The organism is Nocardia wallacei (assembly GCF_029869545.1).
In the GTDB taxonomy this organism is placed as follows: domain Bacteria; phylum Actinomycetota; class Actinomycetes; order Mycobacteriales; family Mycobacteriaceae; genus Nocardia; species Nocardia wallacei_A.
Map to the genome: position 1 here is coordinate 59,421 of NZ_JARWQD010000249.1, position 26,633 is coordinate 86,053.

Sequence of the window (26,633 nt, forward strand, 5' to 3'; positions counted from 1 at the left end):
GGTGGAAATCGGCAACGGAGGTGCACGTGGCGGTACGGAATCGGATCGGAACGGCTCTCGCCGCAATGACTTTCGCGGTGCTGTCGACGGCGGTCGTGGCGGGCCCGGCGGCCGCCGACCCCGTCATCACCTCCGGCAGCCTGCTCGCCGACCCGCGGGCCGCCGACGGCTCCTACATCACCCGCGCCACGGTGCAGGACGACCGCAATATCCGGCTGTACGTCTACTCCAAGGCCATGGACAAGACCTTCCCCGTCGACGTGCAGCGCCCGCGCGACGCCTCCGTGCCGCGCCCGGTGCTGTACCTGCTCAACGGCGCCGGCGGCGGCGAGGACAGCGCCACCTGGGACCAGCGCGCGCCCGACACACTGCGGTTCCTGGCCGACAAGGACGTCAACGTGGTCCAGCCGGTGGGCGGCAAATGGAGCTACTACACCGACTGGCGCGCACCCGATCCGGTGCTGGGCGTGAACAAGTGGAAGACGTTCTTCACCGAGGAACTGCCGCCGCTGATCGACGGCGCGCTGGGCACCAACGGGCTCAATGCCATTGCGGGACTGTCCACCTCGGGCACCTCGGTGCTGCAGCTGCCCATCGCCAAACCGGGCCTGTACAAGTCGGTCGCGGCCTACAGCGGCTGCGCGCAGATCTCCGACCCCACCGGCTACACCTTCGTGAATCTGGCGGTCAACGTGTGGGGCGGCGGCAACACCGACAACATGTACGGACCGCAGAACGATCCGATGTGGGCCGAGAACGATCCGTACGTGCACGCGGACCAGCTGCGCGGGCTGAATCTGTTCATCTCCAGCGGATCCGGGCTGCCCGGGCAGTGGGACGGCCTCGACGGCCCCTACACCCTGCCCGGTGTGGGCGGCTGGGCCAATCAGCTCACCATCGGCGGCGTCATCGAGGCCGCGGTCAACTACTGCAGTCACAACATGCAGGCCAAGCTGAATTCGCTGGGCATTCCGGCGACCTACGATTTCCCGCCCACCGGCACGCACTCCTGGGGTTACTGGCACGACGCGCTGATCAAGTCGTGGCCGGTGCTGGCGGCGGGGCTGGAGTTGCCCGCCTGAGCGACAGGCGGGCAACCCTCAGCGGTCAGTCGCCGCAGTGCGTGCCGAACTCCTCGAAGACGTCGTCCTTGATGCGGCCGCCCCAGTCGATGCACTTACCTTCGGCCTCGACCTTGGCGAAGGCGTACTCGGTGAACGTGCGATCGTCGTTGATGACCACCGCGGAGTGATCCTTGGACTGCCGCACCGCCGCGCCCATCGAAATCGGCTCACCCGGCGTGTCCCGGATGGTGACCACGCAGTTGGTCCTGCCGTTGTAGGTGAGGTAGACCGTGCCGCCCCGCAGATCATGCTGGTCGACGACGGTGAACCCCTCGCCGCACTGGCCGCCATAGCTGGCCGCGGATGCGGTAGCAGGCAGGAACACCGCAAGACCGGCGGTGATCCCGAGTGCGGCGGCACCCGCGGCGATCGACTTCTTGGCGTTGATCAATGTTGAACCTTTTCCTCTTCCTGTGACATCGAGCGTTCGGGTAGTTACCCCGAACGCCGAGCGCCCAAACGCGGCTCGGCGAGGAGAGGTCAGGAGCCGGTCATCCCGGGCTCGACGGTCACCGGGCGGTCGCAGCTCGCGGGCGGATCGACCTGGGAGCACGGCGCGGGCAGCCGGGTGGGGACGTACCCCGCGGGCACGCCGCCGTTGCGGACGAGGGCGACGTAGGCGTCGACGGCGCCGGTCGCGGTGCGGGTCAGGGTGGGGTCGCTCTCGACGTCCACGGTGTACAGGCCGAAACGCGGTGCGTAACTTCCCCATTCGTAGTTGTCGGTGAGGCTCCAGTAGTTGTAGCCCATGACGTTCATGCCGTCGGCCCTGGCGCGCTGGATCCAGTAGAGGGTGTCGCGCAGATGGTCGGCGCGGCAGTAGGGGTGCTCGGGTGTGCTCTCGATCGGCGGATCGGTGTTCTTGCGGCAGTCGCCCTCGGTCCCGTTGTCGGTGGGCATCCCGCTCTCCACCACGTAGATCGGTTTGCCGTCGAGATACTCGTGGTAGTGCCGCAGGGCGTAGTAGATGCCCTCGGTTTGCTGCGGTAGCTCCCACATCTGCGGCGCGCCCGCCGAGGTGCCGGTCGCGGCGGTCTGCTCGTCGGGGCCGAAATAGTAGTCGACACCGAGGAAGTCGAGCTTGTCGCGCACCCGGTCGACGAAGCCGTGATTGACCTCGGCCTCCTTGCCGGACACGAATCCGACGTTGCTGGTGACCAGGGCGCCGGGCTGGTTGTTGTGGATGGTGTCGTAGATGTCGTTGTGCGCCTGGGCGAGTCGCTCCACCATGAGATCGGCCTCCTCGTTGGAGGAGACGGCGCCGATGCGGCGTTCGGAGCCGACATAGGCCAGGGGCTCGTTGATCGTCACCCACATCGGCTCGTATTTCGCGAAGCGGTTCACGACCTTTCGCGCGTTGGTCAGCCAGTCGCCGACCATGCGCTCGTCCAGCCAGCCGCCGCGGTCGGCGGCCCAGCCCGGATACACCCAGTGATCCAGGGTGATCATCGGCGTCATGCCGTAGGCGCGGATCCGCTCGACCATCTTGTCGTACTTGGCGAATGCCTGCTCGTCCCAGCCGTCGGGCCCGGGGCCGGGCTGCACGCGGGCCCATTCGATGCTCATCCGGAACACCCGCACGCCGAGGGCGGCGGCGTGTTTGATGTCGTCGTCGTAGAAATCGAGGAACCGCACCGAATCCTTGTACTTGTCGACCGCACCGGATTCGATGTAGCGCGTCCAATTACTGTCGGGCGCAGAGCCTTCGGACTGGAAGCCGGAGGCGGCCACGCCCCAGAGGAAATCGTCGCCGAGCTGCCACTCGTCGTGTCGCGGGGTCGCGGGGGCGGCCGCCACCAGCCCCGGTAGGAGCATCGTCGCTACCGCGGCGGCACATGCCGCCAACGCGTGCCGGCGAGTCGACTGTCGCATTCCAGCAAGCGTAGCTGGCCAATTGCTGAAATCCGTGGCGGCGGGCGGCGTGTCGGCCGCTCAGGGGTGGATTCAGGACGCGGTCGCCGCCAGCCCGGTACGCGCGCGACGGGCGAACAGCGCCGCGGCGACGGCGGCGGGCACGTTCATCAGCACGCCGTAGACCGCGGGCGGCACCGACATCGCCGAGTTGTGCAGCACCGACGTCGCCACGGCGATGGCCAGCGCACCGTTGTGGATCCCGATCTCCATGGCCGCCGCCACGGCCTGATCGGCGCCGATGCCGAACAGCCGCGACACGTAATAGCCCACCAGAATGCCGATCGTGGCCAGCAGCAGGCATACCGCCGCCAGCGCGCCGACATTGTCGGTGAGCGTGTCGAAGTCGCGGGCCACGGCCGCGAGTACCACCAGCGCCAGCACCACGACCGACAGCACCTTCACGCTGCCCTGCGCCCGCCGCGACCGGTCCGGGAACCGGCGGTGCACCCACATGCCGAGCGCCACCGGAATCAGCACGATCGCGAAGACCTGCGCGAACTTGTCCGGGCGCAGCCCGATTCCGGCATCGCCGTCGAGGAACAACACATACGACAGTCCGACCATCAGCGGCAGGGTGAACACCGCCAGCACCGAATTGACGGCGGTGAGCGTGATGTTCAGTGCCACATTGCCCCCGGCGATATGGCTGAACAGATTCGCCGACGGCCCACCGGGAGAGGCGGCCAGCAGCAGCATGCCCGCCGCCACCGCGCCGTCGAGCCCGAACAGGTAGATCAGGCCCAGGCAGATCGCGGGCAGCAGCAGCATCTGACAGGCGAGCGCCACCGCGGCCGCCTTCGGATAGCGCAGCACCCGGGCGAAATCGTCCACGGTCAGGGTGAGTCCGAGGCCGAACATCACCAGGGCCAGGGCGAGGGGCAGGACCACCGCGAACAACGAACCCACTGCGAACTCCTCATCTGCGCACCCGCCGGTTGTGCTGCCCGGCACCGGGTTCCGACACTAGTGAATCGGGTGCGGATGGGCGGGCGCGGGGGATACGCGAGCGATGACGCCGTCGATGTAGGCACGGAATAGTGCTGCCATGTCGACGTTTTCGGGGTCGAGCAGCCATTGCAGCTGCAGGCCGTCCATCATGGCGGTGACCTGGCGGGCCAGGGCCGCGGTGTCGGTCCCGGCGGCGACGGTGCCCGCGGTGACACCGTCGTCGAGCGCTCGCACCAGCCAGGCCCGCAGGCGGCGGTAGCGATCGACCGCCCAGCCGTGCGCCGGGTGGTCGGCGGTGATCGCCTCGCCGGTGACGACGGTGAACAGCTGGACCAGGCCGGGGACGTGGGCGTTGTAGGCGACGAGGGCGGCCAGCCGGTCGAGCGCGGCCGGGCCGCGCAGATCGTCGGGGGCGCCCAGGCGTTCGTAGTCCACGCGGTCGCGGTATTCGAGCACGGCCGTCAGCAGCGCGGCCTTGGTGGGGAAGTGGTGCAGCAGTCCGGGCTGCGACAGACCGCAGCGCTCGGCGATCTCGGCGATCGACGCGCCGCGGAAACCGTTGTCGGCGAACGTCTTCAGCGCGACGTCGAGAATCCGTTCCTTGCGGGCGGTGCCGCGCGGGCGCCCGGGAGTCGACATGCGCGGAGCCTATCACGGTCGGATAACGACCCCGACCGAGTGCTCGGTCAGGGCCGGGTCGATCGGGCCGCGCGGAATGCCGTACGGAACGGCCGTATTTCAGCGGGACACGGCCGGGCGATCGAGGGCGTAATCGGCGAGAACGGGTGCGCGGCGCATGAGCCTGTCGAACCGCGCCGGGCTCGACGGCCACACCTCGGGAATTCCGTTGCGGCCCAGGTACCAGCTGTGGCACCCGGCCGCCCACACCGTGCCCGGCATCGCCGCGCGCAGCCGCTCGTTGTAGGCCGCGGTGGCCGCGGCGGTGGGTTCGACGGTGGTGAACTCGCCGTCGCGCCAGGCCCGCAGCCACTCGACGATGCGACGGGACTGGGCCTCGGCCACCGCGGTGAGCGGATGGTTGGCGACCGGGCTGTGCGGGCCGATGAGCATGAACAGATTCGGGAACCCGGGCAGCATCATCGCCTCGAACGCGTGCGGTCCGTCGGCCCACACCTGGTCGAGGGTGCGGCCGCCGGTCCCGGTGATCGCCATCGGGCGCATATAGGCGTGCGAGTCGAAACCCGTTGCCAGCACCAGGATGTCGAGGTCGTGGTGGCGGCCGTCGGCGGTCACGACGCCGTGCGGGTCGATGCGGTCGACGGCCGCGGTGACCAGGTCGACGTCGGGGCGCTGCACGGCCGCGTAGAAGCCGTCGGACACCACCAGCCGCTTGCACATCGGTGGGTAGTCCGGGGTGAGGGCCCGCCGCAATTCGGGATCCCGCACCGTGCGCAGGTGGGCCGCGCAGACCGCGTTGATCACTTGCCGCACGGGGCCCGGGCGCACCAGCCCCCGCGAGAACAGCGCGAACGTCAGGGCGTTGAGCCGGTAGGACAGCGCGCTGAGCGCCGGCCAGCGTCGATACAGCGCCCGTGACAGCCGGGTGTAGGGCCGGTTGACGGTCGGCAGCACCCACTGCGCGCTGCGCTGGAACAGTACGACCCGCGGTACCCGCCCGGCGAGGGCGCGCACGAGCTGGGTGCCGGTCGAGCCGGTGCCGATCACCCCGATTCGCTTGCCGCGCAGGTCGATACCGTGATCCCAGCGGGAGGAGTGGAAGGCGGGCCCGGCGAAGTCGTCGAGACCGGGGATCTGCGGCAGTCGCGGGTGATGCAGGAATCCGGTGGCGCACACCACGAAGTCGAAACGCTCGCGCGCACCGGCGGCGGTGGTGAGATGCCATGCGCGGCCGTCGAATTCGGCGGCGGTGATCTCGCTGTGCCACCGGGTGTGCCGGTGCAGGCGGTGCGCGTGCGCGACCTCGGTGAGGTATCGGTTGATCTGCGGCCCGGTGGAATACAGCTGTGTCCAGTCCGGATTCTTGGCGAAGGTGAACTGGTAGTACCGCGACGGCACATCGCACACCAGCCCCGGATAGCTGTTGTCGCGCCAGGTGCCGCCGAATCCGGCGGCCTTCTCGAAGATGGTGAAGTCGTGAAAACCCGCGCGCCGCAGGAACACTCCCAGGCAGATGCCGGAGATGCCCGCGCCCACGATCGCGACGCGCGGCCGCCTGGATTCGGTGGGATTCATCGTCTGCTCCCGTCTCCCACCCCGATGCTAGACGGTAAGTCATTCAATGGACTCCATGTCCAGCGAAATGTTATCGTGTGCGCCACATCACAAGGTGTGAAGGATGCGCGATGCGAGCACTGCAGTACACCGGGCCGGAAACCGTTGAGGTCCGCGACGTTCCGGTTCCCGAGATCGGCCCGGCCGATCTGCTCCTGCGGGTCGGGGCCGCCGGGGTGTGCCATTCCGATCTGACATTGGTGAACTTCCCGATGCGGCTGCGCGAGGACCCGCTGACCCTCGGCCACGAATTCGCCGGGACCGTCGAGGCGGTCGGCAGCGGGGTGTCCGGGCGGGAGGTGGGCGAGCGCGGGGTGGTCTACCTGTTCTGGACGTGCGGAAGCTGCCGGGAATGCGTGAGCGGCAACGAGAACGTCTGCGTGGCCGCCGGGCGCGCGGCGTATCCGCCGTGCCCGGGCCTGGGCCCGGACGGCGGCATGGCCGAGTACGCGCGGATTCCGGCGAGCGCGTTCGTCCCGATCGGCGACCTGGACTTCCTGCAGGCCGCACCCGTCGCCGACGCCGCGCTCACGCCCTACCACGCCATCCGCGGCGCCCGCGAGCAGCTGCGGCCCGGCGCCACCGCGGTCGCCATCGGCATCGGCGGGCTCGGGCACGTGGCGGTGCAGATCCTGCGCGCGGTCAGCGGCGTACGCGTGATCGCGGTCGACGTCGAGCAGGACAAGCTGGCTCTCGCCGCGGCCTGCGGGGCCGATCTGGGCCTGCTCGCGGGTGCCGACACCGCGGCGGAGATCCTCGACCGTACCGGCGGCCGGGGCGCGGAGGCCGTCTTCGACTTCGTCGGCATCGACGCGACCGCGCGGCTCGCGGTGGAAACCGTGGCACCCAACGGTGCCTACCGGATGGTCGGAATCGGCGGCGGCGCACCGGAGATCACGGCGGGCCCGGCCGGTGGGCCCGGCTGGCCGTGGGGTGCTTCGGTCCGGAAATCGCTGGGCGGCACCCGATCGGATCTGATCGAGTCCCTCGCCCTCGCGCAATCCGGGCGGTTGCGCATCGAGGTGGAGCAATACAGCCTGGCCCAGGGCCCGGAGGCGTTCGCCCGGCTGGACAAGGGGCAGGTGCGCGGCCGCGCGGTACTCGTGCCCTGACCCGCCGGGTCAGTTCTCGGGCACGATCGTCGCGGGCCAACCCGGTGCCGCGGCTCGCGGCGCCGCGGGATCGTCGAAATGGATTGCGGCAGAGCCCGTCCCGCTGACCGCGGTGACGAGCTGGGCGGCGACGCGGGACAGTTTGACGTTGCGTTGATTCGATATGTGGCGCAGCATGTCGAACGCCTCGTCCCGGCTGCATCGGTGCTGCCCGATCAGGATTCCGATGGCCTGATCGATCACGGATCGGGAATTCAGTGCCGCGCGCAACTGCTCGGTGAGCTGTTCCTGGTGGGCGGCGGTCAGGGCCCAGCCCAGCAGCAGGCCGACGTGCTCGGCGACGAGCGCCAGCGTCCGGCGGCCCTCGTCGTCGAAGCCGTGGGGCCGGGCCGAGTACAGGCCGAGCGCGCCGAGCACCTCGTCGTTCGACAGGAGCGGGCACACCTCGGCGGAACGGATCCCGTGCCGCACCATCCGCTCCGGGTAGGCGCCCCAGCGCTGTTCGGTGCCGAGATCGGTCACCGAGACGGGCTGCCGTGACCGGACCGCCTCGCGCGCGGCCGCCATACCGTCCGCCCGGCGCGCCTCGTCGAGCAGCATGGCGTGGGCATCGCGCGAGCCGCCGACGGTGGTGTTCCCCTCGAGCAGGACGACACCGGCCAGCGGCCGCCGCGGAAGCATCTCGGAGATGATCTCGGCGATATTGCGCGGGAAGTCTTCGACCGGTTCGGGCGACAGCAACGCGGACGTCAGTGCCGACAGACCGGTCGCCAGTCGGTTGGTCATGGCACCGCCTCGGCTCGGAAGATATTGTGAATCAGCATAATCGGTACCCCTCCTCGAGGACTCGGCGGGAGAGGACGGGCAGCGGCACACTCTCGGCGAAGGCCCGGGCCCGCAGCAGCGTCAGCGCGGTGTCCGGATCGCAGCAACACTGCACGGCGACCACCCCCGCCGCCTGGTTCACATCGGTGAGGTAATCGGCGTCGTCGAACAGCGCACCCCGCAGGGACAGGTCGCCGGGCGCGGCATCGGTGCTCGACCCCGCCAGCAGAACGGTATTGGCCAGTACGTCGGCGACCCGGTCGGCGCCGGTGACGGCGTCGTCGGTCAGCACGGCACTGCGCGAGTACAGGCACAGCGCCCCCAGGCGCCGGGAGGCGGCCCGCAGCGGGACGGCCAGCACCGTGCGCACTCCGAGATCGGCCAGGGCTGCGCCCAATTCGGGCCAGAGCCGGGCGAAATCGCGGTCGTTGGCGAGCACCTGGTCCCGACCGGCGGCGATGTCGAGGGCGGGGCCCGTGCCGATCACGGTCTCGAGCTCGTGGACGGTCTGCGCGACCGCATCGGAGGTGGCGGTGAGCAGTTCCCGCTGCTCGTCGTCGTAGAGCACCACCGCGGCGCTGCGCACGCGCAGCTGATCGGCGACGGCCGCCATGAAGACCGGTCGCCGGGTCCCGCCGCCGGTGGCGCGCCATTTCTGCAGGCGGAGTGCGTAGAGCCGATGCAGCCGCGCGCAGGCGCGGTGGCGTGCCTCGATGGTGCGGTGCAGGGTGGCCATGCGCTGGCGGAACGGCCGCATCGAGGCAGGTGGGTGCTCCGCTTGCTCCTCGTGCCGCTCGGCGATGGCGGCGGCGTGGGCCGCGCGTTGTAATTCCAGGGCGTACAGCCGCAGCGCCTCGGCGATATCCTGGTGCTCGTCCGGTAACGACGACACCCGGCAAGCGTAACCCTGCCGCGGGCATCGGGCGCCGGTTGAGTCAGTTTCGTTGCGGCGCATCGGCGGACTGTGCCGATTCCTCCATCAACAGGACCACGCCGTCGCGGCTGCCGTCCAGGGGTGAGCAGACGACCGCGCACAGGATCGAGCGGCCGATGCGGTTGACGGCGGGCATCTCCACCGGGTCGGTGCGCCGCCGGGTCTTCAGGCACCGCCGGATGGGCTCCTGCAGCCGCTCGGTCGGCAGCCCGAAGTCGAGGGCGAGGAAGAACTGCTGATTCACCTCGTCGGACCGCAGCCCCCACAGCTCCTCGGCGCCGCGGTTCCAGCTGCGCACCCGCAGGTCGCCGTCGAGCACCACCACGCCCGCCGCGACGCTGGACAGAATGCCCTCGAGGAATGTGCGGGTCTCATCCAGCTCATCGGTGCGGATGCGCAGCTCCTCGTTCATGGTCTCGAGTTCCTCGTTGCCCGACTGCAGTTCCTCGTTGGTGGTTTCGAGTTCTTCGTTGGTGGATTGCAGTTCCTCGTAGGCGGTTTCGAGCTCCTCGCGCTTGACCTTGACCTCGAGCGACAGGCGGGTCGCGACGGTGGTATCGATGAAATTGACGACGACTCCGGCGTTCACGCCGTCCGCGGACCACAGCGGCTGGATGTGGACATCGAAGAACTGGTTGTCCTCGGGCCCCATGCGGCGCTCCACGGAGCCGATGCGGATATTGTGGTGCTCCGCGACGGCCTGTTCGATCAGCGACCGCAATTCGACCGGGCGGTAGGAGATTTCGAGATCGCTGAGGGGGCGCCCGATATCGTGCAGGGTCAGGCCGAACAGGGTGCGCAGCTGCGTGTTGGCGATCGTGACCCGGCCGTCGGTGTCGACGCCGAGCATCGCGAACGGCGCGTTCTCGAGGGCCAGTTCACCGACCTGCCGCCGCTTGACGAAGCCCTGCACCTCCTTGCCGAGACCGGCGTCGAGCCTCGGGAGGACGGGCGGATGCGGCGTGACGGTACGACCGCCGCGACAGCGGAAGATGCGTTGACGCATATTCGCCACGTCGAAGCGGTCACCGTCCGACAGCAGCATCTCGGCCTTGCCGAGGAACAGGAAGCCGCCCTCGCGCAGCGCGAAGTGATAGCGATCGAGGATCTGCGATTGCGCCTCCACGTTGAAATACATCAGGGTGTTGCGGCAGACCAGCAGATCCAGCCGGGATATGGGGGCATCGCGGGTGATGTCGTGGCGGCCGAAGATCACCCGGCGGCGCAGATCCGACCGGAAGAGGAATTTGTCCCCGTTGGGCTCGAAATACTTGGTGCGCAGTTCGTTCGACAGCGGTTCCAGGGCCTTGGCGGTGTACATGCCGGTCCGGGCGTCGCGTAACGCCTCCTCGTCGACATCGGTGCCGTAGATCTTGACGCGGCGGACGCATTCCTCGATGCCGAGTACCTCGGCGAACACGATGGCGAGCGAATACGCCTCCTCGCCGCTGGAACAACCGGCGCTCCAGATCCGGATCTCGTCGGCGGGATCGGTGCCGGTGACCAGCTCGGGGACGACCTCGCGTTGCAGATACTGCCAGGCGTCGATGTCGCGCAGAAAACTGGTGACATTGATGAGAATGGTGTTGAACAGGTGCCGGAACTCGTCCGCGTTGCTTTCCAGATAGTCGCGGTAGTCGTGGTAATCGGGGATCCGCACCTCGTGCATGCGTTTGCGGATCCGGCGAGCCAGGGACGACCGCTTGTAGCCGGTGAAGTCGAAGCCGCGGGAGTCGCGGATGAAGATCAGCAGATCCTCCACCGATCCCTCGCCCGCGGTGCCCTCCTCGAGGGCCGCGCTCCCGTCGGACTCCGTCACGAGCCGCTCACCCCGACCAGCCCTGCGATGACCTCGGCGATCTCGTGCAGCGGCAGGATGAAGTCCACCGCGCCGGTGCCGACCGCGGCCTCGGGCATGCCCTTGAACTCCGCGTCCTGCGGATCCTGCGCGATCACCGTGCCGCCCCGGGACTTGACGGCACCGACACCCATGGAGCCGTCCCTGCCGGACCCGGTCAGCACACACGCGATGGCGCGGGAACCGTAGGCCCCGGCCACGGACTCGAAGAGCAGATCGGCCGACGGGCGCACGAAATGGACCAGCTCGCTGCTGGACAACGAGAGCACGCCGCCGGACCCGACCAGCAGATGGTGATTGGGCGGCGCCACATAGACGACGCCGGCCTCGGCGCGCACATCGGCCTCGGCCAGTCGCACGGGCAGCTGGCAGCGCCGCGACAGCACGTCGGCGATGACGGTGTGATGGCGCGGATCGAGGTGCTGCACCACCAGGATCGGGACCGGAAAGTCGTGCGGGAAACCGCCGAGCACCCGGCTCAATGCGGTGATGCCTCCGGCGGACGAGGCGATCGCTACAATGCCGTAACTCTCGGCCGGTGGAACTCGGCTGGAGTCGTTCACGGCATCAGCCTAGCGCGCCGACGGCCGGTCTCGTGGTATGCCGGGGGCGCTCGAGCGGGGATCAGTGTGTCGGGTGCAGGTCGCTCGGGGGTTTGCCGTGGTGGCGGCGGAAGGCGGTGCTGAAGGCGAAAGGGTTGCGGTAACCCACTTTACGGGCGACCGTCGTGACCGTCTCGCCGTGCGCCAGCAGATCGGCGGCCAGGGTCATGCGGCGGCCGGTGAGGTAGGACAGCGGCGACTCGCCGAACAGCGCGGTGAACCGGCGATACAGGGTGGCGCGGGAGACCGCGGCGTGCGCGGCCAGGGAATCGGCGGTCCACGGGTGGCCCGGGCTGGAGTGGATCGCGTGCAGGATCCGGGCGACGATCGGATCCCGCAGTGCCGCATGCCATCCCGGCGAATCCGGCTCGGTGCCCGCGAGCCAGGCGCGCAGCGTGTGCGCGAGCAGCAGATCCAGCAGGCGATCGCGGACCGCCTGGCGGCCGGGGCCGAGGTGGTCGATCTCCTCGTCCAGGAGCGCCAGCGCGGCCGGTGAGGTACCGGAATCGGCTGTGACGCAGACGTATTCGGGCAGCGAGTCGAGCAGCCTGCGGCCCGCGATATCGATACTGCCGTAGGTTCCGGCGATGACGACCGCGCGCCCGCCGTGCCCCGCGACGGGTGCGCGCAGGGCCGTGCAGTGCGCGCCCGCGTGAATGCGGACCTGCGGCGGCGAGTCCGGCGCGTCGGCGAGCACGTGCGGCCCGGTGCCGCGGATCAGGGCGATATCCCCGGCGGTGAGTTCGGTGGTGTGGTGGTCACGAGTGAGCCAGGCGTGACCGTGCAGGACGGCGTAGAGCGTCAGCGGCGCCGCCTGATCGGCCAGCCAGGACCACGGCGCCTGGCGATCGGCGCGCCACAGCAGCGAGCCCTGCGCCCGAATCCCCTGCAGCATCTCCGCAAGCACGTCCACCGATACGACGCTACCGAGCCCCCTGAACCGAACACGAAGGTAGTCGAGCCCGCTACAGATGGCCGCGCCGGTCAAGCCCCTATTGACTCGAAGCATGAGATCGGAACGACAGATGGTCGGGGTGGTTGGGGGATGAGGAACGGGACGACGGTGGTGGTCGGGGGGACGGGGAAGACGGGGCGGCTGGTGGCGGCCGGGGTGCGGGAGCGTGGGGATGTGGTGCGCACGGCGGCGCGGGCCGGGGCGGACGTGCGGTTCGACTGGTTCGAATCCGCTACGTGGGCACAGGTTCTGGGTGGTGCTGGTGCCGTCTACCTGGTGACGCCGATGGATCCGGACTTCCCGGCCGAGCGGGTGGGGGAGTTCGTGACGGCTGCCGAGGCCGCGGGCGTGCGGCGCCTGGTGCTGCTGTCGGGCCTGAGTGCCGGATACGGGAGTGTGCCGATGGCGTCGCGCGAAACACCGGTGCGTGAGAGCGGGCTGGAGTGGACGATCCTGCGGCCCGGAGCGTTCGCGCAGAATTTCGACCCGGGCGAACGGACCGGTCGCGCACTCGCCGCCGGGGAACTCCGGCTGCCGGTGGCCCCGCGGACCCGCGTCGCCTACATCGACGTCCGTGACATCGCCGATGTCGCGATCGAGACGCTGACCGCCGACGGCCACAGCGGTCGCATCTACACGCTGACCGGTGCCCGCGCCGTCTCCTACACCGAGGCCGTCGCCCTGATCTCCGCGGCTACGGGAAAGCAGGCGCGCTTCACTCGAATCCCGTTGCCGGACTGGATCACCGAGCAACGCGCGGCAGGCATCCGGGAATCGGCGCTCGACTGGTCACTGGAAACCTTCGCCGCCCAGGAGCGCGGCGCCTACGCCCACCTCCACCCCGATGTCCACACCCTCCTGGGCCGCGCCCCCCGCCCCTTCACCGGGAGGTGAAGGTGGCGGCCGCGGGGAGGACTGTCGTCCAGGCCATGAGGGCGACCATGACGACGAAGAGTGCGGCGCGGGGGCGCACGATGGTCATGGCTTCGTCGGGTGGCTTGCCCCAGATGCCCGCCAGGGTGCTGCCGAGATACCACAGGACGATCGCCAGGACGGCGGCGTAGGGGATGAGGGTCCAGGTCCAACCCGCCACGGCCACAACACTTCCGATGACGAGGGCGGCGCCGACGCTCACTCGCGTGATCGACTCGGCGAACGAGGCGCGCAGGCCCAGCGCCCGCACCGAGGTCATGATCTCGTGCTCGGCGTCCTCGGGCAGATCCTCGGCGGTGTTGACCGAGAAGAGCCCGGTCAGTGTCAGGCCGAGGCCGAGAACGGCCAGCAGCGCGGGGATTTCGATGGGCCGATCATAGAGCCGCAGCACCACCAGCCCGGGGAAGACCATCGTGGCGACGTAGGTCCACGGGATCTGCCAGAACCCGGCGGACTTGAAATGCCAGGGCGGCAGCGAATACTGCAGCAGCAGGAAGGTGCCCAGCGGAACGATGAGCAGCAGATCGAGATGCCTTGTCGCCCAGGCGAGATAGAGGCCGCCGAGCAGGATGAAGGCGACCATGAGGTAGATCTCCCACGCCACGAACCGCACCCCGAGATCGCGCACCATGCGGGAGAACTTGGACTTGTACTCCATATCGACCCAGCGGTCGGCCAGGCAGTTGGCGACGTGCAGCACCTGGATGGCCACGGCGAGGATCAGCGCCGCGACCAGCATGGGAACGTTCCATATCTCGGCGCCGGAGTGGGCGCTGAACAGCACATCGGCCACCATCACGGCCGCGGACATGGGCGCGATCTCGGGCCGGGTCAACCACAGCGCGTAGTTGACCCGGGTGCCCGGTGTCAGGGACCGGCCCTGCTCGCCAGGACCGGCCGTGAAGATGCGTTGTAGTCGACCCCGGTGGGTCGGACTCACGTCGTTGTGAGTGACAGTCGGCAATTGCTATCCGTTCCTCGAGAATTCGGGCCTGGCCACCTCGAGCACGCCGAGCAGCCAGGGAGTGTAGCGGTCGGGCTCGACCGTGAGCGCCGCGTGCAGTTCGGCGGGGTCGACCCACGCGCATTCGGAGACTTCGGCCGGATCCGGTTGCAGCACAGCGTCGCTGAGCGTGCCGACCAGCACGTGATCCCACTCGTTCTCCTCCTGGCTCTCGAGCGGGTCCAGCGCGCGATAGCGATAGACGCCGACCTCGGTCAGGGTGTCGGAGATCGTGCCGAGTTCCTCCTTCAGCCGGATCGTCGCCGCGCCGACCACGTCCTGTCCCGGGGCCGGATGTCCGCAGCACGCGTTCGACCACAGTCCGGGGAACCGCGTCTTGACCGCGGCGCGCCGCTGCAGCAGCACCCGCCCCGCCGGGTCGTACAGCAGCACCGAGAACGCGCGATGCAGCCGCCCGGGCCGATGATGGGCCCGTGCCACCGAACACGAACCGACCGCGAAGCCGTCCCCGTCGACCAGTTCGACGAGCAGCGCCTCGCGATCGGCCTCGAATTGTCCTGTGCCGGAGGCCATCAGGCGACTCTGTCGGCAACGATGAGCAGATACTGGAAGCTGCCCTCCCGGTAGGCGGTGAGGAACGGCTTCTCCACCCCGGTCGCCAGTTCCGAATGCGAGCGCAGCTCCCAGTACGGGATGGTGGCCGGGGTCAGGTCGACCACGCTCACCGGCACCAGTTTGTTCGCGGCCAGCGCCTTGAAGTACTCGCTGCGCGGGTGGATGTTGCAGGTGTAGTGGGCGTCGATCTGGCTCACCGCCGAGGACCGGCCGCCGATGACATCGTTGGAGCACCCGGTGATGCACACGTAGCGCCCGCCCGGCCGCAACAGCCTGGCGAACTCGGTGTAGAGCTCGAACAGGTCGACGTACATGGTGGTTTCGTTGGTCCAGATGCCGCGGATCGAGCCGGTGTCGAATCCGGTGTCGAGCATGTTGCGCAGGTGGAAGGCGACCCGGTCGGTGATCCCGCGCTGCTCGGCCTGCTCGTTGGCGAAGCCGACCTGATACTCCGAGATCGAGACGCCGTCGACCCGGCAGCCGAAGCGGGCGTGGGCCATGATGCTGGTCCCGCCGCGACCGGAGCCGGCGTCGACCAGCCGATCCTCGGCCGTCACCGGGCCGAATTGGTCCAGCAAATAGTCGGCCTGCGCGGTTTCCAGCCGATGCATTTCGGCGACGAGGCGCTCCTCGCGAGTCTCCTCCGGGCCCGTCAGGACCTGCGGGTCGTAATCCCCGATTCCGTAGTGGTGATGGTAGAGGCCGTCCACCTCACCGAGCCGGACATTGACGCGATCGTCGTTCGGATTGTTGTTCCAGTAATCGGCGACGGCTCGCTGGTATGGGGTTCGAAGTACATTGTCCGTTGCCGAGTCCAGCATTGACATGGTCGCCATCCTTTCGCACTGTTTTCATCGGCCGGGATTGCTTGTATTATGCGCGGGTACAGGGGTGTTGGCCAGGGAATTGGAGAATTCGATGACCATGAGTTCGGTATCGGAGTTCCGCCGCGTATTTGCGGTCGGTCCGGGTGAGGAGGGGCGAAAACTTTCGGTGCGGGAGTTTTTCCGGTTCGGCCTGGCCGTCCAGCGGATGGAGGTCGTTCCGCTGGGCATGGGGGTCATGGCCGCGTCGGTGGTGGTGAGCACCCATTCGTGGGGTGAGGTGTTCTCGTTACGGATGCTCGTCACCTTTGTCATGCTCACCGCCTATGTCTTGGTCACCAACGTCGTGAACTGCCTCGCCGACCGCTGGCTGGATATGGAATTCAAGTCGCGCCTGTCCCGCGCGGTGCACGAGCTCGGGGTGCGCCGGGTCCGGAGATTGATCCTGGAGCGGCTCGCCGCCATCGCCGTGTTCCTGATCTGGCTGGTGACCCTGACCGGTCACGTCGAGCTGCTGCTTCTCGTCGGTATCGGGGTCGTGCTGGCATTTCAGTATTCGCTGCCGCCGCTGCATTTGAAGGGCGCCGGAATATGGCAGGTTCCGACGGTGCTGGTGATGGTGACCTTCCTTCCCGGAATTGTTCTGCTGCGCACCTACGATCGTCCGATCGAATGGGCGGCCGTGCTGGCGATTCTCGGACTCGCGCTGACGGTCAATTCGGCATTCATCGTGAATGCGGCGGAGGATGTTCCGGAGGATACCGAACATTCCATCAATACCGCACCGTGTGCGCTCGGCCTGGCGGCCTCGTTCGTGCTCGGGCTGACCCAACTCGTGGTCGGTGCCGCCATTTTCGTCGCGGCGACGTTTCCGCTCGCCGGATTTTCCTGGACCTATATTCCGTATCTGGCGATGATCGGCGTCGGGGTGCGTTATTTCCTGCACTTGCTGACCGGTGTGCGCGGCAAGGAGTTGGCGGCGGCGATGGAGGTCGTGCGCGGCGCGAAATCCTGGGCGTTCGTGGCCATGCTGCTGGCCTGGGGGTCGGTGGTCCCCGCTGCGGCAGTGTTCGCGGCCCGGTGACAGCGGTCATGAGGCCGCCCGGGTGGTGCGGCGACGGGCCTGGGCGATACTGCGGCGGAAGAACGGCCGCATGAAATCCTCGGGGAGATTGGCCCAGCGCATCAGGAAGGTGGTGAGCGGGTCGACGGCGATATGCGCGCGGCCCCGCTCCAGCCCGCGCACCGCCGCCTCACCGACCTCGGCGGCGGGCATCGGATCGATGGAGCCGGTGATGGCCTTGGTCTCCGCCGGTTTGCGCAGGTTCTCCCGGACCAGACCCGGGGTGTCGGTATCGGCGGGATACAGCACCGACACCCGCACGCCCGCCGGTTCGGCCTCGTACCGCAGGCACAGCCCGAGCTGGCGGATGCTCGCCTTGGTCGGGGCGTAGGCTCCGTATCCCGGGATGCCGAGGAACGCCGAGGTCGAACTCAGCAGCAGCACATGGCCGGTGCCGCGGTCCAGCATCCCCGGGAGCACGGCGCGCACGGCGTTGACCGACCCGAGATAGTTGGCGTCGGACTGGATCTCGAACTCGTCGTCGGCCAGGTCCACGAACAGCCCCGGCAGGGTGAGACCGGCGCAGCAGGCCAGCACCGCGCAGTCGCCGTTGCGGGCCTCCAGCTCCTTGATCGCCGCGGTGAGCGCCGGACGATCGGTGACATCGGCGGCCGCATGGTCGGCCCCGAGGCGATTCGCGGTCTCCCGCAAGGGATCCGGGCGCCGGGCGATGATCGACACCCGGGCCCCGCGGCGGGCGCACGCGGCCGCCACGGCCGCCCCGATCCCCTCGGAGGCACCGGTGACGATGACGTGCTTTCCCGTCCAGTCCATGGTGCTCATTTCGGTGTGGCCAGCACGCCGAGGTGATCGCGCCAGCGCTGGTAGGCGGCCGCGGTGCCGTCCTGGGGCACCTCGTCGAAGGCCTGATCGATCAGCGCGGCGGCCTCGTCGAGGGTGCGGCCGGTGTAGGTGCGCACCGCCGCGTGGGTGTGCGGGATGGCGTTGTCGGCCTGCGTGCGGATCTTGGCGACCATGGCGGATCCGGCGGCCAGCGGCCGCCGGAACTGCGGCACCCGGGCCAGGATCGCCTCCAGGTCGGCGGTTTCCACACCGCCCGCGAACGTGGTCGCGATGCCGATTCCGCCCCACAGGTCGGCGTGCCGGCTCGCGTCGAACTCCTCGATCAGCTTCGCGACACCCTCCGGCGAGCCGCCGCTGACGAACCACAGCGCCCGCCCGATGCCCTGATCGGCCGCCCGCAGCAGCGGTGCGCGATCGCCCATCCAGCGGGGGTAGCGGGTGTCGACGTAATGCTGGCCGATGTACTTCTCGGTGCGGAAGAAGGCGTTGTAGAAGCCGTAGCCGTCGATCGCCAGCCAGCGGTAGGACGGATGCTTGGGCATCACCTTCCGCCAGAACGGCCTCGGGATCCGGCCCATCGCCAGCCCGACACCGACGTACATGGTCAGGTCGTGCTTGGCGGCGGGCCCGGCGATGAGGTCGTGGGCGCGGGTGCTGAACGGGGTGATCGAGTCGACCGCGGCCAAACCCGTTGCGGCGCCCTCGAATGCGAAGCCCTGGTACCGCTCGGGCAGCTGGTTGATGTGGGCGATCAGCTCGTCGTTGTTCTTACTGCGGACGGCGACGTCGATGCAGCTCGCCAGATTCGTGGCGACGCGCTCCAGTTCGGCCTTCGTCGCCGGGCTCGGCGCCTGGAAACCGGGTCTGCCCAGCGGGGGCACGTCGGTGCCGGTGCCCAGCAGCGCCGACCGGAGTGGTCCGATCATCGATGGCATGTGATCCTCGATTCTGTTGCGGCGGTGCGGGGTTCGGTCACGATGTCGCGGCCACGGGCTGCGGTGCGGCCGGTTCGGTCACGGTTACGGCGGTCGCGGCCGGTGCGCGGTTGCCGAGCCATTCGCGAATGTTGCGGTACCACCAGAAGATGCCGCGGGCGGCGCAGACGACCACGAGGGCGAAGAACAGCCCGAACGACACGTTCAGGGCCATGCAGACGCCGTACATGATGCCCACCGCCGCGCCGAAGGCGATCTGGTCGCGCTTCTTGAACGGCGTGGTGGCCGGGTCGGTGATCATGTAGTTGGAGTAGAGCACGAAGGCGATTCCGGTCATCGGCGCCAGCCCCGCGATGATCGAGATATCGCTGTCGAGCACGCCGCGCACCACCGCCTGCAGCACGAAGGCGCCGAGCCAGGCCATGATCAGCGGCGTCTTCTTGGTCAGCTTGGCGTTCAACATGGTTCCCGCCATCAGCAGCCCGAGCACCAGCAGCGCGTCGAGGGGTCCCGAGACGAACTCCAGGAAGTGGTACGGACCCACCACCGAGAAGAACGGGAACACCAGCAGCGCGACCACGATGCCGAAGTTCGACGGGTTCATGAAGTGCTTCATCTTGCCGTTGATCTTCGCCCGCAGCACCCATTTCGCGCCGACGGCGACGGTGATCCCGAACGCCACCGGCAGGAAGGTGTCACCGGCGTAGACCAGGAAGTTCAGCGCGAGGCCGGTGATGTGGGCGGGCATCAGGAACACCAGCAGCCCGCGCAGGCCGTTGCCCCGGTACGCGGCGGGGCGTCGATAGGCCCACGCCGCCAGCGTTTCCAGGAGCAGTTCGACCGCGTAGGCGGTGCCCGCGGCCAGGAACGGCCACAGCCACGGCTGCTCGAAACCGAGGAACAGGAAGCCCACGATGTTGAAGAAGGTGAGCGAGCCCGCGAAGTTGCGCAGGGCCAGATAGCGCGGGTCGCGGCCCTCCTTGTTCACGCCCAGCCACTTCTGGCGCCACGTCTTCTCCGCCGGGGCCTCCGGCGTGAGTGTCGCTGTGGCGGAGGATGATCCGTTGCCCGCTACGGCCGCGGATCCGTTGCCTTCGATACCGGTTGCTGGTTTGTCGTCGGCCGGACGGCCGTTTCCTTCGACACTCACTGGTGCACCTCCCGCGCATCCGAGTCGAGAATGAGAGTGTGCTGCCCCGGCTTCAGCGCGAGCTCCTGGGCGTGCGGTGCGCCGCGGTTGTCGCGCCACGTGATCCGCACCGGCAGTGCGGCATTCGGATCGACGTCGCCCAGCCCGAGGTGGATATCGGTGGACCGCTTGCCCGCGTGGCCGCTGCCGCCGTCGAGCTGCTGCAGGTGGGTCTTGCCGTCCGGGGTGGTGACGGTGACCTCCGCGCCGAGCGCGGGCGATCCGAGGATCGGCTTGCCCGCCAGGGTGGTGGCGCCGGGCGTCGCGGTGAGGGCCGGGGTCAGCAACCGCAGCGACAGCGACTTGCCTTGGCGCGGTGCGTCGTTGCGGTAGTAGACCGGCGCCTCCCACTGCCGGGCCACGGCGAAGCTGAGGGTCCCGGTGCCCGTCGGATCGCCCACCGCGACGCCGCGGGTGGGTGTGCGGTCGAAGATGTCGAGGGCGGGGGAGATGTTGATGAACCTGCCCTCGGCGTCCTGGGCGAAGAATCCGATCCGGTTGTTACCCGAAATGTCGGCCTTGCCGGTGAATTTCGGCCATGCCCACGGGTAGGGGCCGAAGTTGTCGTTCATCGTCGCCAGCTCCTGCACCTGCGGCCAGCGGGTGGTCTGGCCCTTGATCATGCCGTTGGTGTGCACGATCTGCGGTCGCCCGCTGTTGTCGAAGTCGGCGATCTTGGCGTCCCAGCCCCAGCCGTTCCAGGCGGTGCCGTTCTCGGTGGCCCGGTTCTCGAACGGGGCGATCCCCGAGGCCATCTTGGCCGCGGCGTCCTTCGGGTCGGCCGCGGTGTTGATGAACGCCTGGTTACCCTCGACCGTGCCCCAGCGCTGCGCGATATTGCTGACGAACAGGTCGGTGCGGCCGTCGCCGTTGAGGTCGGCGAAGTCCGCGCCCATGCCCTTGAACGAATCACGCCCGAGCACAAAGGACTTCGGGTCGGCCGGGCCGCGTTCGCCCTCGGCGAGCCCGAACTCGATGTGACCCGGCCTGGACTTGTTGACGAACATCCGGTCCATGCCCATGTCGTTGGCGACGAACAACTCCGGCAGCTGGTCGCCGGTGAGGTCCTGGGTCGCCGCGGCGAGCGTCCAGCCGCGGTCCTTGCCCTCCGGCAGCGCACCGACCACCTCGCGGTAGGTCGCGGTCGGCTCGGGACCGCCGGTGCTGCCCTGGAAGGTCAGAACATGGTCCTGGGCGCCGTTGGTGGCGTTGGAGAACGACTCGTTGAGCGTGAGGCTGTCCGTGCCGTTCGGGCCGATGAAATCGCCGTCGGGGAAGTAGTCGCCGAGGTAGATGTCGGTATTGCCGTCGCCGTCGAAGTCGGCGACGCTCGCGGCGAGGGTGAACCAGCGCGGGCCCTGGTAGCTGCCGTCCGGGGTGGCGGGCGGGGTCACCGTCTCGACCGGCCGGAAGGCGTTGTTGTCCAGCTTCTTCGCGCCCGGCTTGGGCAGATGGATGATCGGCGTGCGGCCGCCGTAGTAGACCATCAGGCCGATCCGGCCCGAGTGGTCGAAGTCGCCGGGCACGCATCCGGCCGGGATGGTCTCACCGTCGACCGGCAGCGGCCCGGCCTCGAGCACGAACGGCGCGTACCGGCTGGTGTCGCTGTCGGGGGTCGGGGTGACGATGACCTTGTCGGAGCGGGAATCGACCAGGCACAGGTCGTCGGCGCGTCCGTTGCCGTCGATATCGTTGATCGCGATGGCGGAGTTGACCGACGACATCCAGCCGTCGATGTGCTGATACCGCGGCTCGATGTGGCGGATCTTGTTCTCGGGCAAGCCCGGCGGCAGCGCGATCGGCATCGGCGTGAAGTGGAAGCCGCTGGCCACCCGGCCCTCGGCGCTGTACTCGTTCGGTGCGACCATGGCCGAGCGCGCCGGGACGAACAGCAGTGTCATCAGGGCCAGTGCTACCAACGGCACCAGCGCTTTTCGCAGTAGATTCGGCGGTAGCTTCACGAATGTTGCCCCTCTTGTTCGGTGAACCCGTCGAACACCGCACGCACGGTGTCCAACGCGTGGTCGAGCTGTTGTTCGGTGTGGCGGCAGTTGATGAAGAACCGCAGCCGGGCCTCGCCCGCCGGGACGACGGGATGGCCGATGGCGTTGGCCATCACGTCGTGTTCGAGCAGTTCCATCGACGCCCGCACGGCCGGTTCGTCGGCGCCGGTGATGATCGGGGTGATCGGCGTGCCCTGCCCGTTGCCGGTGTCGAAGCCGAGCTCACCCGCACGCCGGTAGAAGTACTCGGAGTTGTGCCGCAGTGCCGCAACGCGTTCCGGCTCGTCGTGCAGCACGGCCAGTGCCTCGAGCGCGGCGGCCGCGGCCGAGGGCGCGGGGGAGGCGGTGTACATGCTCAGGCCGGAGGCGGAGTATTTGAAGCCGTCGACCAGCTCCTTGTTGGCCGCCAGATATCCGCCGACGCTGCCGATTCCCTTGGACAGCGTGCCCATCCAGACATCGATCGCGTCGCCGGGCAGGTCGAAATGTTCGCGCACGCCGAGCCCGCGCTCGCCGAGGACGCCGAACGAATGCGCCTCGTCGATCATGATCGAACAGTTGTATTTCCTCGCCACCTCGATGATTTCGGGCAGCCGCACGATATCGCCGTCCATGCTGTACACGCCCTCGATGAGCACCATCGCCCGTTCGAAGCTGCGCCGCGACATCGACAGGATCGCCTCCAGCGACTCGGGGTCGTTGTGGCGGAACGTGACTCGCTTGCATCCGGCCCACTCGGTGCCCTGGATGATGCTGTTGTGGATCAGCGCATCGCACACGGCGATATCGCGCTTGCCGAGCAGAAACGCGACCGCGGCGGCATTGGTGAGAAATCCGCTGGCGGTGACGATCGCGGCGTCGGTGTCGTAGATGCGGGCGATCTCCGACTCCAGCTCCCCGTACAGCGGCAGCTCACCGGCGACCAGCCGCACCGCGGCCGCGGAGGTACCGTACTGTTCGATGGCCGCGACCGCCGCGGCGTGCACGCGCGGTTCGGCGGCCAGGTCGAGATAGCCGAAACTGCTGAAGTTCAACATATCCCGGCCCGCGAACCGGGTGACCGGGCCGCTGATCCCTTCGTGCGGCAGATAGTACGGGTTGATCACCCCGGCCCCGCGGGCCCAGGTGTCGAACCGCGCCCACTTCTCGGTGGCCTCGACCACGCCGGGGTGATCGCGGAAGGTGGTGTCGAGGGTCGGCCGCGCCGCCGGTGAGTCGGATGCCGCGGTGGCGGTCGCCGTGGCGGCGGACCCGTTGGCGTCGGGGTCGTGTTTGGACATCAGGGAGCGCGCCAGTGCGCGCGCGTCGGTCGTCATGGGCGATTCCTCACGCTGCGGTCGGTTCGGTCGTCGTTGCTTCTTCCTGTGCGATCTGGGCGGCGATCTTGGCGCCCAGGCCGCCGAGCGAGAGTCCGGCGCCGATCGAGAGCACCGACATCTTCACGCCGAGGCTCTTCACCACGCGGGCACCGAATTCCATGGCCATCAGCGAATCCAGGCCGAGCTCGCTGGTGGGGGTGTCCAGGTCCACGGTGTCGGCGTCGACACCGAGGACGGTCGCGAGCTGTTCGGCCAGCAGCCACGCCACCACCTCGCCGCGCTGCTCGCTGTCGATGGTGAGGATCTCGGTGCGCAGCCCGCCGGTGCCGCCGCCACCCGCCGCGGTGACCAGTTCGACGAATCGGGGTGCCTTCGCCGAGGAGCGGTGCGCGAGGGCCCATTGCGCCCAGTCGATATCGAGCACGGCGCACTGCGGCACGTCCAGCCGCAGGCATTCCCACAGCAGCACGGTGGCGAAATCCATGTCGAGCGAGCCGTATCCGGTCATCTCCGCGTACCGCGACACCGCCTGGGAGTCGGCCATCCCGCCGTCGCCGCGCATGAAACCCCAGTCCACCGAGACCGCGGGACGGCCCTGTGCGCGCCGCGTCCAGGCCAGCGCGTCGAGCACGGAATTGGCGGAGGCGTAACCCAATTGGGGCGACAGTCCCGCGATGCCGCTGGCGGAGGCGTAGAGCACGAACAGGTCGAGGTCGGCCCCGGCCTCGGTGGTGGCGCGGTCGAGGTTCAGCGCACCGGCGACCTTGGGTTCGAAGATCTCGCGCAGTGAGTCCACGGTGATCTCGGGGATCTCGGTGTTGTTTACCACGCCCGCGGCGTGGATGACACCGCGCAGCGGCGCCCCGCCCGACTGGATGTCGGCGATCAGCGCGGCCACCGCGTCGTAGTCGGCGACGTCGATGCGGGCCTCGCGCACCGCGACACCCTCGCGGGCGAACTGCGCCAGCTGCTCGCGGGCGGCGTCGGTGATGGCGCCGCGCCGCCCCGCCAGCACCAGGTTCCGGGCCCCGGCGCGCACCAGGTGCCGCGCGGTGGCCAGGCCGAAGGCGCCGAAGCCGCCGGTCACGAGATAGCTTGCGGCCGGGTCGATCTCGACCTCGCGGGGGATGTGGCGTACCGCGGGCCGCTCCTCGCGCAGATCCAGCACCACGCGGCCGATCTGCGCCGAGCGGGCCACCGTCTCGAATGCCTCGGGGAGGCGGTCGAGCCCGAAGACGGTGTTGGGCAGCGCCGTGTACTCGCCGTGGTACATCGCGTCCACCACCCGGCGGGCGGCGTGGCGGACCTGTTCGGGCCGCCGCGCGAGAATGCGGTCGATGTCGACGGCGAAGAACGACAGGTTGCGGTCGAACGGCCGCAGATCGATCGCGCCCGATCCGTAGATGTCGGCCTTGCCGATATCGACGATGCGCCCGAATTCGCCCGCGACCCGGAAGTTCTGCTGCAGGATCTCCCCGGGCGCGGAGCTGTAGACGACGTCGACGCCGGTGCCGCCGGTCAGGGCCAGCACCTCGTCGACGAAGCTGATGGATCGGGAGTTGAGCACCTCGTGCGCGCCGAGCGCCCGCACCCGGTCGCGCCGCTCGGCGGTGCCCGCCGTGGCGATGACCCGCGCGCCCATCCGCAGCGCGACCTGCACCGCCGCCATGCCCATGCCACCGGCCGCGCCGTGCACCAGCACCGTCTCGCCGGGGCGGACCCGGGCCAGCTCGCCGAGGCCGATCTCCGCGGTGAACAGTGGCATCACCGAGGTGCAGTGCATCGGGTCGAAGGTGCCCGGCGGGAAGATGTCCATCGGGGTGGTCGCGCCGGTGTCGGGGCGCAGCGTGACGTAACGGCGGACGATTCCCGGTGCGACGACCGAGATCTCGTCGCCGGGGGAGATGCCGGTGACCTCGCTGCCGACGCGTTCGACGACGCCGTACCCGTCCATGCCGATCTCGGTGCCGAAGAACGTGCCGTCGAGCTCGCGCTCGGTGAGCACGCCGAGCACCTTGAGGGTGTCCTTGTAGTTGAGTCCGACCGCCTGCATGCGGATCTCGATCTCGTCCGGGCCCGGCGCGACGCGGTCGGTGGTGCGCAGCGCCAACTCCGGCAGCAGGCGGGACCGTGGAATATCGAGGCGGAAGGAACGATTCGGGTCGGTGAGCGGTGCGGGGACGTCCCAGCGGGCGAGGTGGGAGCCGAGGGTGCGGCGCCAGCGGATCGTCCAGCACGCCCCGGCGCGCAGGGCGACCTCGTCGACGACGGTGTCGGCGTAGACCTGCTCGAGGATATCGGCGGCGGCGGATCCGGGTTCGGTGTCGACCAGCCGCCACTGGCCCGCGGGCAGTTCGTTGAGCAGTTCGCGCCGCCCGCCCGCGAGTGCCGCGTGCTCGGGCCGGGCGAACCGGTCGATGGGCAGGCACAGCGCGTTCTCGGTGACCACGACGGCGCGGACGTCGGCCGCGAGAGTGGTGTCGTCGGCCGCGTGCGGCTTCGAATCATCCAGGGACAGCAGTGCTTTCACCGCCCGCGCCACCTGTGCCAGGCCGTGCACGTTGTGCATGCCGTCCAGGTCGGTGCTCGCGACCACGACCAGCCGCAGCCGCTGGATGCCGGGCCGCGCGTGCGCGCCGCGCAGCAGGTCGAACAGCTGCTCGTCACCCAGGGCCGAGGCGTGATCGCCGACGGTGACGAGTTCACCGGTGCGGGTGCTGGCGATCTCCTTGGCGCGCTGGGAGATCTCGGCGCCCAGGTTGATCACGACCAGCGCCTCCTCCTCGGCGGGCAGCGCCGGCGGCGCGGATTCCGCGGTGTCGGACACGATTTCCCACACGGGTTCGTAATACAGCTCGTCGAGCTGGTCGGACAGGGATCGCGGCGGGGTGAGGGTGCGGAACTGCACGCCGGTCAGCGCCAGCGCGACATCGCCCGCGGCCGAGGCGATCCGGATATCGGCGCGCAGCGGGTCGCCGGGATCGCGGGTGACCACGACCACCGGGTGCTCCGGAATCGGGCCCGTCCACCGCACGCCCGCGATCGCGCCCGGGATCACCACGTCCGCGGCGCCCGCGCCGTGCCGGGCGGCGGTGGCGGCGTAGAGCGCGGCGAAACACTGCAGGGCCGCATCGATGACGGCCGGGTGCGCCAGGTGCCGGTGTCGGGCATCGGGCTCCGGCGAACCGATCTGGGCGACAACACCTTCCGGCCCGACCCACACCGTGCGCAGCAGCCGGAACTCGGGTCCGTAGCTCAGCCCGTGCTCGGTCATGCTGTCGTAGAGCGCGTCGGCCGGGACGCGGTCCGCCGCGGCGGGCGGCGTCACATCGACCGTGGTGGCGTCCACATCGGCCTCGATCAGGCGGCCGTAGGCATTGAGCGTCCAGTCCGCGGCGG

23 protein-coding genes are annotated in these 26,633 nt (G+C 69.1%); 4 read left to right on the plus strand and 19 right to left on the minus strand.

Going from position 1 to position 26,633, the window contains the following annotated elements; translation table 11 throughout:
* The first annotated feature begins 65 nt into the window (after positions 1 to 65).
* Positions 66 to 1,082 carry an alpha/beta hydrolase gene (locus QH290_RS21230; protein ID WP_280262454.1) on the plus strand — a complete coding sequence of 339 codons (1,017 nt, stop codon included), beginning with the start codon at positions 66 to 68 and terminating at the stop codon, positions 1,080 to 1,082.
* A 25-nt stretch (positions 1,083 to 1,107) separates the two neighbouring features.
* On the opposite strand, the gene QH290_RS21235 is transcribed toward QH290_RS21230, so the two are convergent.
* The 5 genes from QH290_RS21235 to QH290_RS21255 form a co-directional block, all read right to left on the minus strand.
* A complete protein-coding gene (locus tag QH290_RS21235; RefSeq protein WP_280262426.1) occupies positions 1,108 to 1,515 on the minus strand; it encodes a hypothetical protein in 408 nt (135 codons plus the stop codon).
* A gap of 89 nt (positions 1,516 to 1,604) precedes the next feature.
* Positions 1,605 to 2,996 (minus strand): family 1 glycosylhydrolase, encoded by a 1,392-nt coding sequence (locus QH290_RS21240; protein ID WP_280384665.1) that lies wholly within the window; start codon positions 2,994 to 2,996, stop codon positions 1,605 to 1,607.
* Between the two features lie 72 nt (positions 2,997 to 3,068).
* Entirely contained in the window at positions 3,069 to 3,944 is an 876-nt protein-coding gene (locus QH290_RS21245; RefSeq protein ID WP_280384668.1) for a bile acid:sodium symporter family protein, read from the minus strand.
* Between the two features lie 57 nt (positions 3,945 to 4,001).
* The gene (locus tag QH290_RS21250; protein ID WP_280262420.1) at positions 4,002 to 4,625 is read right to left on the minus strand and encodes a TetR/AcrR family transcriptional regulator; all 624 of its coding nucleotides are present in this window, start codon (positions 4,623 to 4,625) and stop codon (positions 4,002 to 4,004) included.
* A 99-nt stretch (positions 4,626 to 4,724) separates the two neighbouring features.
* Positions 4,725 to 6,200 (minus strand): flavin-containing monooxygenase, encoded by a 1,476-nt coding sequence (locus QH290_RS21255; protein WP_280384670.1) that lies wholly within the window; start codon positions 6,198 to 6,200, stop codon positions 4,725 to 4,727.
* Positions 6,201 to 6,310: 110 nt separating this feature from the next.
* On the opposite strand from QH290_RS21255, the gene QH290_RS21260 reads away from it, so the two are divergent.
* On the plus strand, positions 6,311 to 7,351 hold the full coding sequence (locus QH290_RS21260) for an NAD(P)-dependent alcohol dehydrogenase (RefSeq protein WP_280384672.1): 1,041 nt from the start codon (positions 6,311 to 6,313) through the stop codon (positions 7,349 to 7,351).
* Between the two features lie 9 nt (positions 7,352 to 7,360).
* On the opposite strand, the gene QH290_RS21265 is transcribed toward QH290_RS21260, so the two are convergent.
* The 5 genes from QH290_RS21265 to QH290_RS21285 all read right to left on the minus strand — a co-directional run bounded on the left by QH290_RS21265 (position 7,361) and on the right by QH290_RS21285 (position 12,483).
* Positions 7,361 to 8,137: a GAF and ANTAR domain-containing protein gene (locus tag QH290_RS21265; RefSeq protein ID WP_280262415.1), complete on the minus strand. Its 777-nt coding sequence runs from the start codon at positions 8,135 to 8,137 to the stop codon at positions 7,361 to 7,363.
* Between the two features lie 31 nt (positions 8,138 to 8,168).
* On the minus strand, positions 8,169 to 9,068 hold the full coding sequence (locus QH290_RS21270; protein ID WP_280262413.1) for a GAF domain-containing protein: 900 nt from the start codon (positions 9,066 to 9,068) through the stop codon (positions 8,169 to 8,171).
* A gap of 43 nt (positions 9,069 to 9,111) precedes the next feature.
* Positions 9,112 to 10,929, minus strand: a complete 1,818-nt coding sequence (locus QH290_RS21275; RefSeq protein ID WP_280384674.1) for a CheR family methyltransferase — start codon at positions 10,927 to 10,929, stop codon at positions 9,112 to 9,114.
* Positions 10,926 to 11,531, minus strand: coding sequence for a chemotaxis protein CheB (locus QH290_RS21280; RefSeq protein ID WP_280384676.1), 606 nt, complete (start codon positions 11,529 to 11,531; stop codon positions 10,926 to 10,928). Before QH290_RS21280 ends, QH290_RS21275 begins: the two co-directional genes overlap by 4 nt.
* A 61-nt stretch (positions 11,532 to 11,592) precedes the next feature.
* Positions 11,593 to 12,483, minus strand: a complete 891-nt coding sequence (locus QH290_RS21285) for an AraC family transcriptional regulator (RefSeq protein ID WP_280262409.1) — start codon at positions 12,481 to 12,483, stop codon at positions 11,593 to 11,595.
* A 132-nt stretch (positions 12,484 to 12,615) separates the two neighbouring features.
* On the opposite strand from QH290_RS21285, the gene QH290_RS21290 reads away from it, so the two are divergent.
* Complete coding sequence (locus QH290_RS21290; RefSeq protein ID WP_280262406.1) at positions 12,616 to 13,419, plus strand: NAD(P)H-binding protein; 804 nt, start codon at positions 12,616 to 12,618, stop codon at positions 13,417 to 13,419.
* Here QH290_RS21290 and QH290_RS21295 read toward each other — a convergent pair.
* From QH290_RS21295 to QH290_RS21305, 3 genes are read right to left on the minus strand one after another with little or no spacing between them, the layout of a single operon-like run.
* Positions 13,406 to 14,422 (minus strand): UbiA prenyltransferase family protein, encoded by a 1,017-nt coding sequence (locus QH290_RS21295; RefSeq protein WP_280384678.1) that lies wholly within the window; start codon positions 14,420 to 14,422, stop codon positions 13,406 to 13,408. The genes QH290_RS21290 and QH290_RS21295 overlap by 14 nt on opposite strands.
* 3 nt (positions 14,423 to 14,425) lie before the next feature.
* Positions 14,426 to 14,995 carry an isopentenyl-diphosphate Delta-isomerase gene (idi, locus tag QH290_RS21300; RefSeq protein WP_280384680.1) on the minus strand — a complete coding sequence of 190 codons (570 nt, stop codon included), beginning with the start codon at positions 14,993 to 14,995 and terminating at the stop codon, positions 14,426 to 14,428.
* Positions 14,995 to 15,864 (minus strand): geranyl diphosphate 2-C-methyltransferase, encoded by an 870-nt coding sequence (locus QH290_RS21305; protein WP_280384681.1) that lies wholly within the window; start codon positions 15,862 to 15,864, stop codon positions 14,995 to 14,997. Before QH290_RS21305 ends, idi begins: the two co-directional genes overlap by 1 nt.
* A 91-nt stretch (positions 15,865 to 15,955) precedes the next feature.
* Between QH290_RS21305 and QH290_RS21310 the strand changes: the two genes are divergently transcribed.
* Positions 15,956 to 16,945 carry a UbiA family prenyltransferase gene (locus tag QH290_RS21310; RefSeq protein WP_280384683.1) on the plus strand — a complete coding sequence of 330 codons (990 nt, stop codon included), beginning with the start codon at positions 15,956 to 15,958 and terminating at the stop codon, positions 16,943 to 16,945.
* A gap of 6 nt (positions 16,946 to 16,951) precedes the next feature.
* Here QH290_RS21310 and QH290_RS21315 read toward each other — a convergent pair whose 3' ends face one another.
* The 6 genes from QH290_RS21315 to QH290_RS21340 all read right to left on the minus strand — a co-directional run.
* Positions 16,952 to 17,758 carry an SDR family NAD(P)-dependent oxidoreductase gene (locus QH290_RS21315; RefSeq protein ID WP_280262396.1) on the minus strand — a complete coding sequence of 269 codons (807 nt, stop codon included), beginning with the start codon at positions 17,756 to 17,758 and terminating at the stop codon, positions 16,952 to 16,954.
* A 5-nt stretch (positions 17,759 to 17,763) separates the two neighbouring features.
* Positions 17,764 to 18,714 (minus strand): DUF1702 family protein, encoded by a 951-nt coding sequence (locus QH290_RS21320; RefSeq protein ID WP_280384685.1) that lies wholly within the window; start codon positions 18,712 to 18,714, stop codon positions 17,764 to 17,766.
* A gap of 46 nt (positions 18,715 to 18,760) precedes the next feature.
* Positions 18,761 to 19,873 carry an enediyne biosynthesis protein gene (locus QH290_RS21325; RefSeq protein WP_280384687.1) on the minus strand — a complete coding sequence of 371 codons (1,113 nt, stop codon included), beginning with the start codon at positions 19,871 to 19,873 and terminating at the stop codon, positions 18,761 to 18,763.
* Positions 19,870 to 21,873, minus strand: coding sequence for a CRTAC1 family protein (locus QH290_RS21330; protein WP_280262389.1), 2,004 nt, complete (start codon positions 21,871 to 21,873; stop codon positions 19,870 to 19,872). Before QH290_RS21330 ends, QH290_RS21325 begins: the two co-directional genes overlap by 4 nt.
* The gene (locus QH290_RS21335) at positions 21,870 to 23,231 is read right to left on the minus strand and encodes an aminotransferase class I/II-fold pyridoxal phosphate-dependent enzyme (protein ID WP_280384689.1); all 1,362 of its coding nucleotides are present in this window, start codon (positions 23,229 to 23,231) and stop codon (positions 21,870 to 21,872) included. Before QH290_RS21335 ends, QH290_RS21330 begins: the two co-directional genes overlap by 4 nt.
* A 10-nt stretch (positions 23,232 to 23,241) precedes the next feature.
* Positions 23,242 to 26,633, minus strand: a 3,392-nt coding sequence (locus QH290_RS21340; protein ID WP_280384691.1) for an SDR family NAD(P)-dependent oxidoreductase, incomplete at its 5' end; no start/stop codon positions are given.

Coding starts and splice junctions, on each gene's coding strand:
- QH290_RS21255 (WP_280384670.1), bottom strand. CDS start 6,200: ATGAATCCCACCGAATCCAGGCGGCCGCGCGTCGCGATCGTGGGCGCG.
- QH290_RS21230 (WP_280262454.1), top strand. CDS start 66: ATGACTTTCGCGGTGCTGTCGACGGCGGTCGTGGCGGGCCCGGCGGCC.
- QH290_RS21240 (WP_280384665.1), bottom strand. CDS start 2,996: ATGCGACAGTCGACTCGCCGGCACGCGTTGGCGGCATGTGCCGCCGCG.
- QH290_RS21305 (WP_280384681.1), bottom strand. CDS start 15,864: ATGTCAATGCTGGACTCGGCAACGGACAATGTACTTCGAACCCCATAC.
- QH290_RS21315 (WP_280262396.1), bottom strand. CDS start 17,758: ATGGACTGGACGGGAAAGCACGTCATCGTCACCGGTGCCTCCGAGGGG.
- idi (WP_280384680.1), bottom strand. CDS start 14,995: ATGGCCTCCGGCACAGGACAATTCGAGGCCGATCGCGAGGCGCTGCTC.
- QH290_RS21310 (WP_280384683.1), top strand. CDS start 15,956: ATGACCATGAGTTCGGTATCGGAGTTCCGCCGCGTATTTGCGGTCGGT.
- QH290_RS21335 (WP_280384689.1), bottom strand. CDS start 23,231: ATGACGACCGACGCGCGCGCACTGGCGCGCTCCCTGATGTCCAAACAC.
- QH290_RS21260 (WP_280384672.1), top strand. CDS start 6,311: ATGCGAGCACTGCAGTACACCGGGCCGGAAACCGTTGAGGTCCGCGAC.
- QH290_RS21265 (WP_280262415.1), bottom strand. CDS start 8,137: ATGACCAACCGACTGGCGACCGGTCTGTCGGCACTGACGTCCGCGTTG.
- QH290_RS21250 (WP_280262420.1), bottom strand. CDS start 4,625: ATGTCGACTCCCGGGCGCCCGCGCGGCACCGCCCGCAAGGAACGGATT.
- QH290_RS21320 (WP_280384685.1), bottom strand. CDS start 18,714: ATGATCGGACCACTCCGGTCGGCGCTGCTGGGCACCGGCACCGACGTG.
- QH290_RS21290 (WP_280262406.1), top strand. CDS start 12,616: ATGAGGAACGGGACGACGGTGGTGGTCGGGGGGACGGGGAAGACGGGG.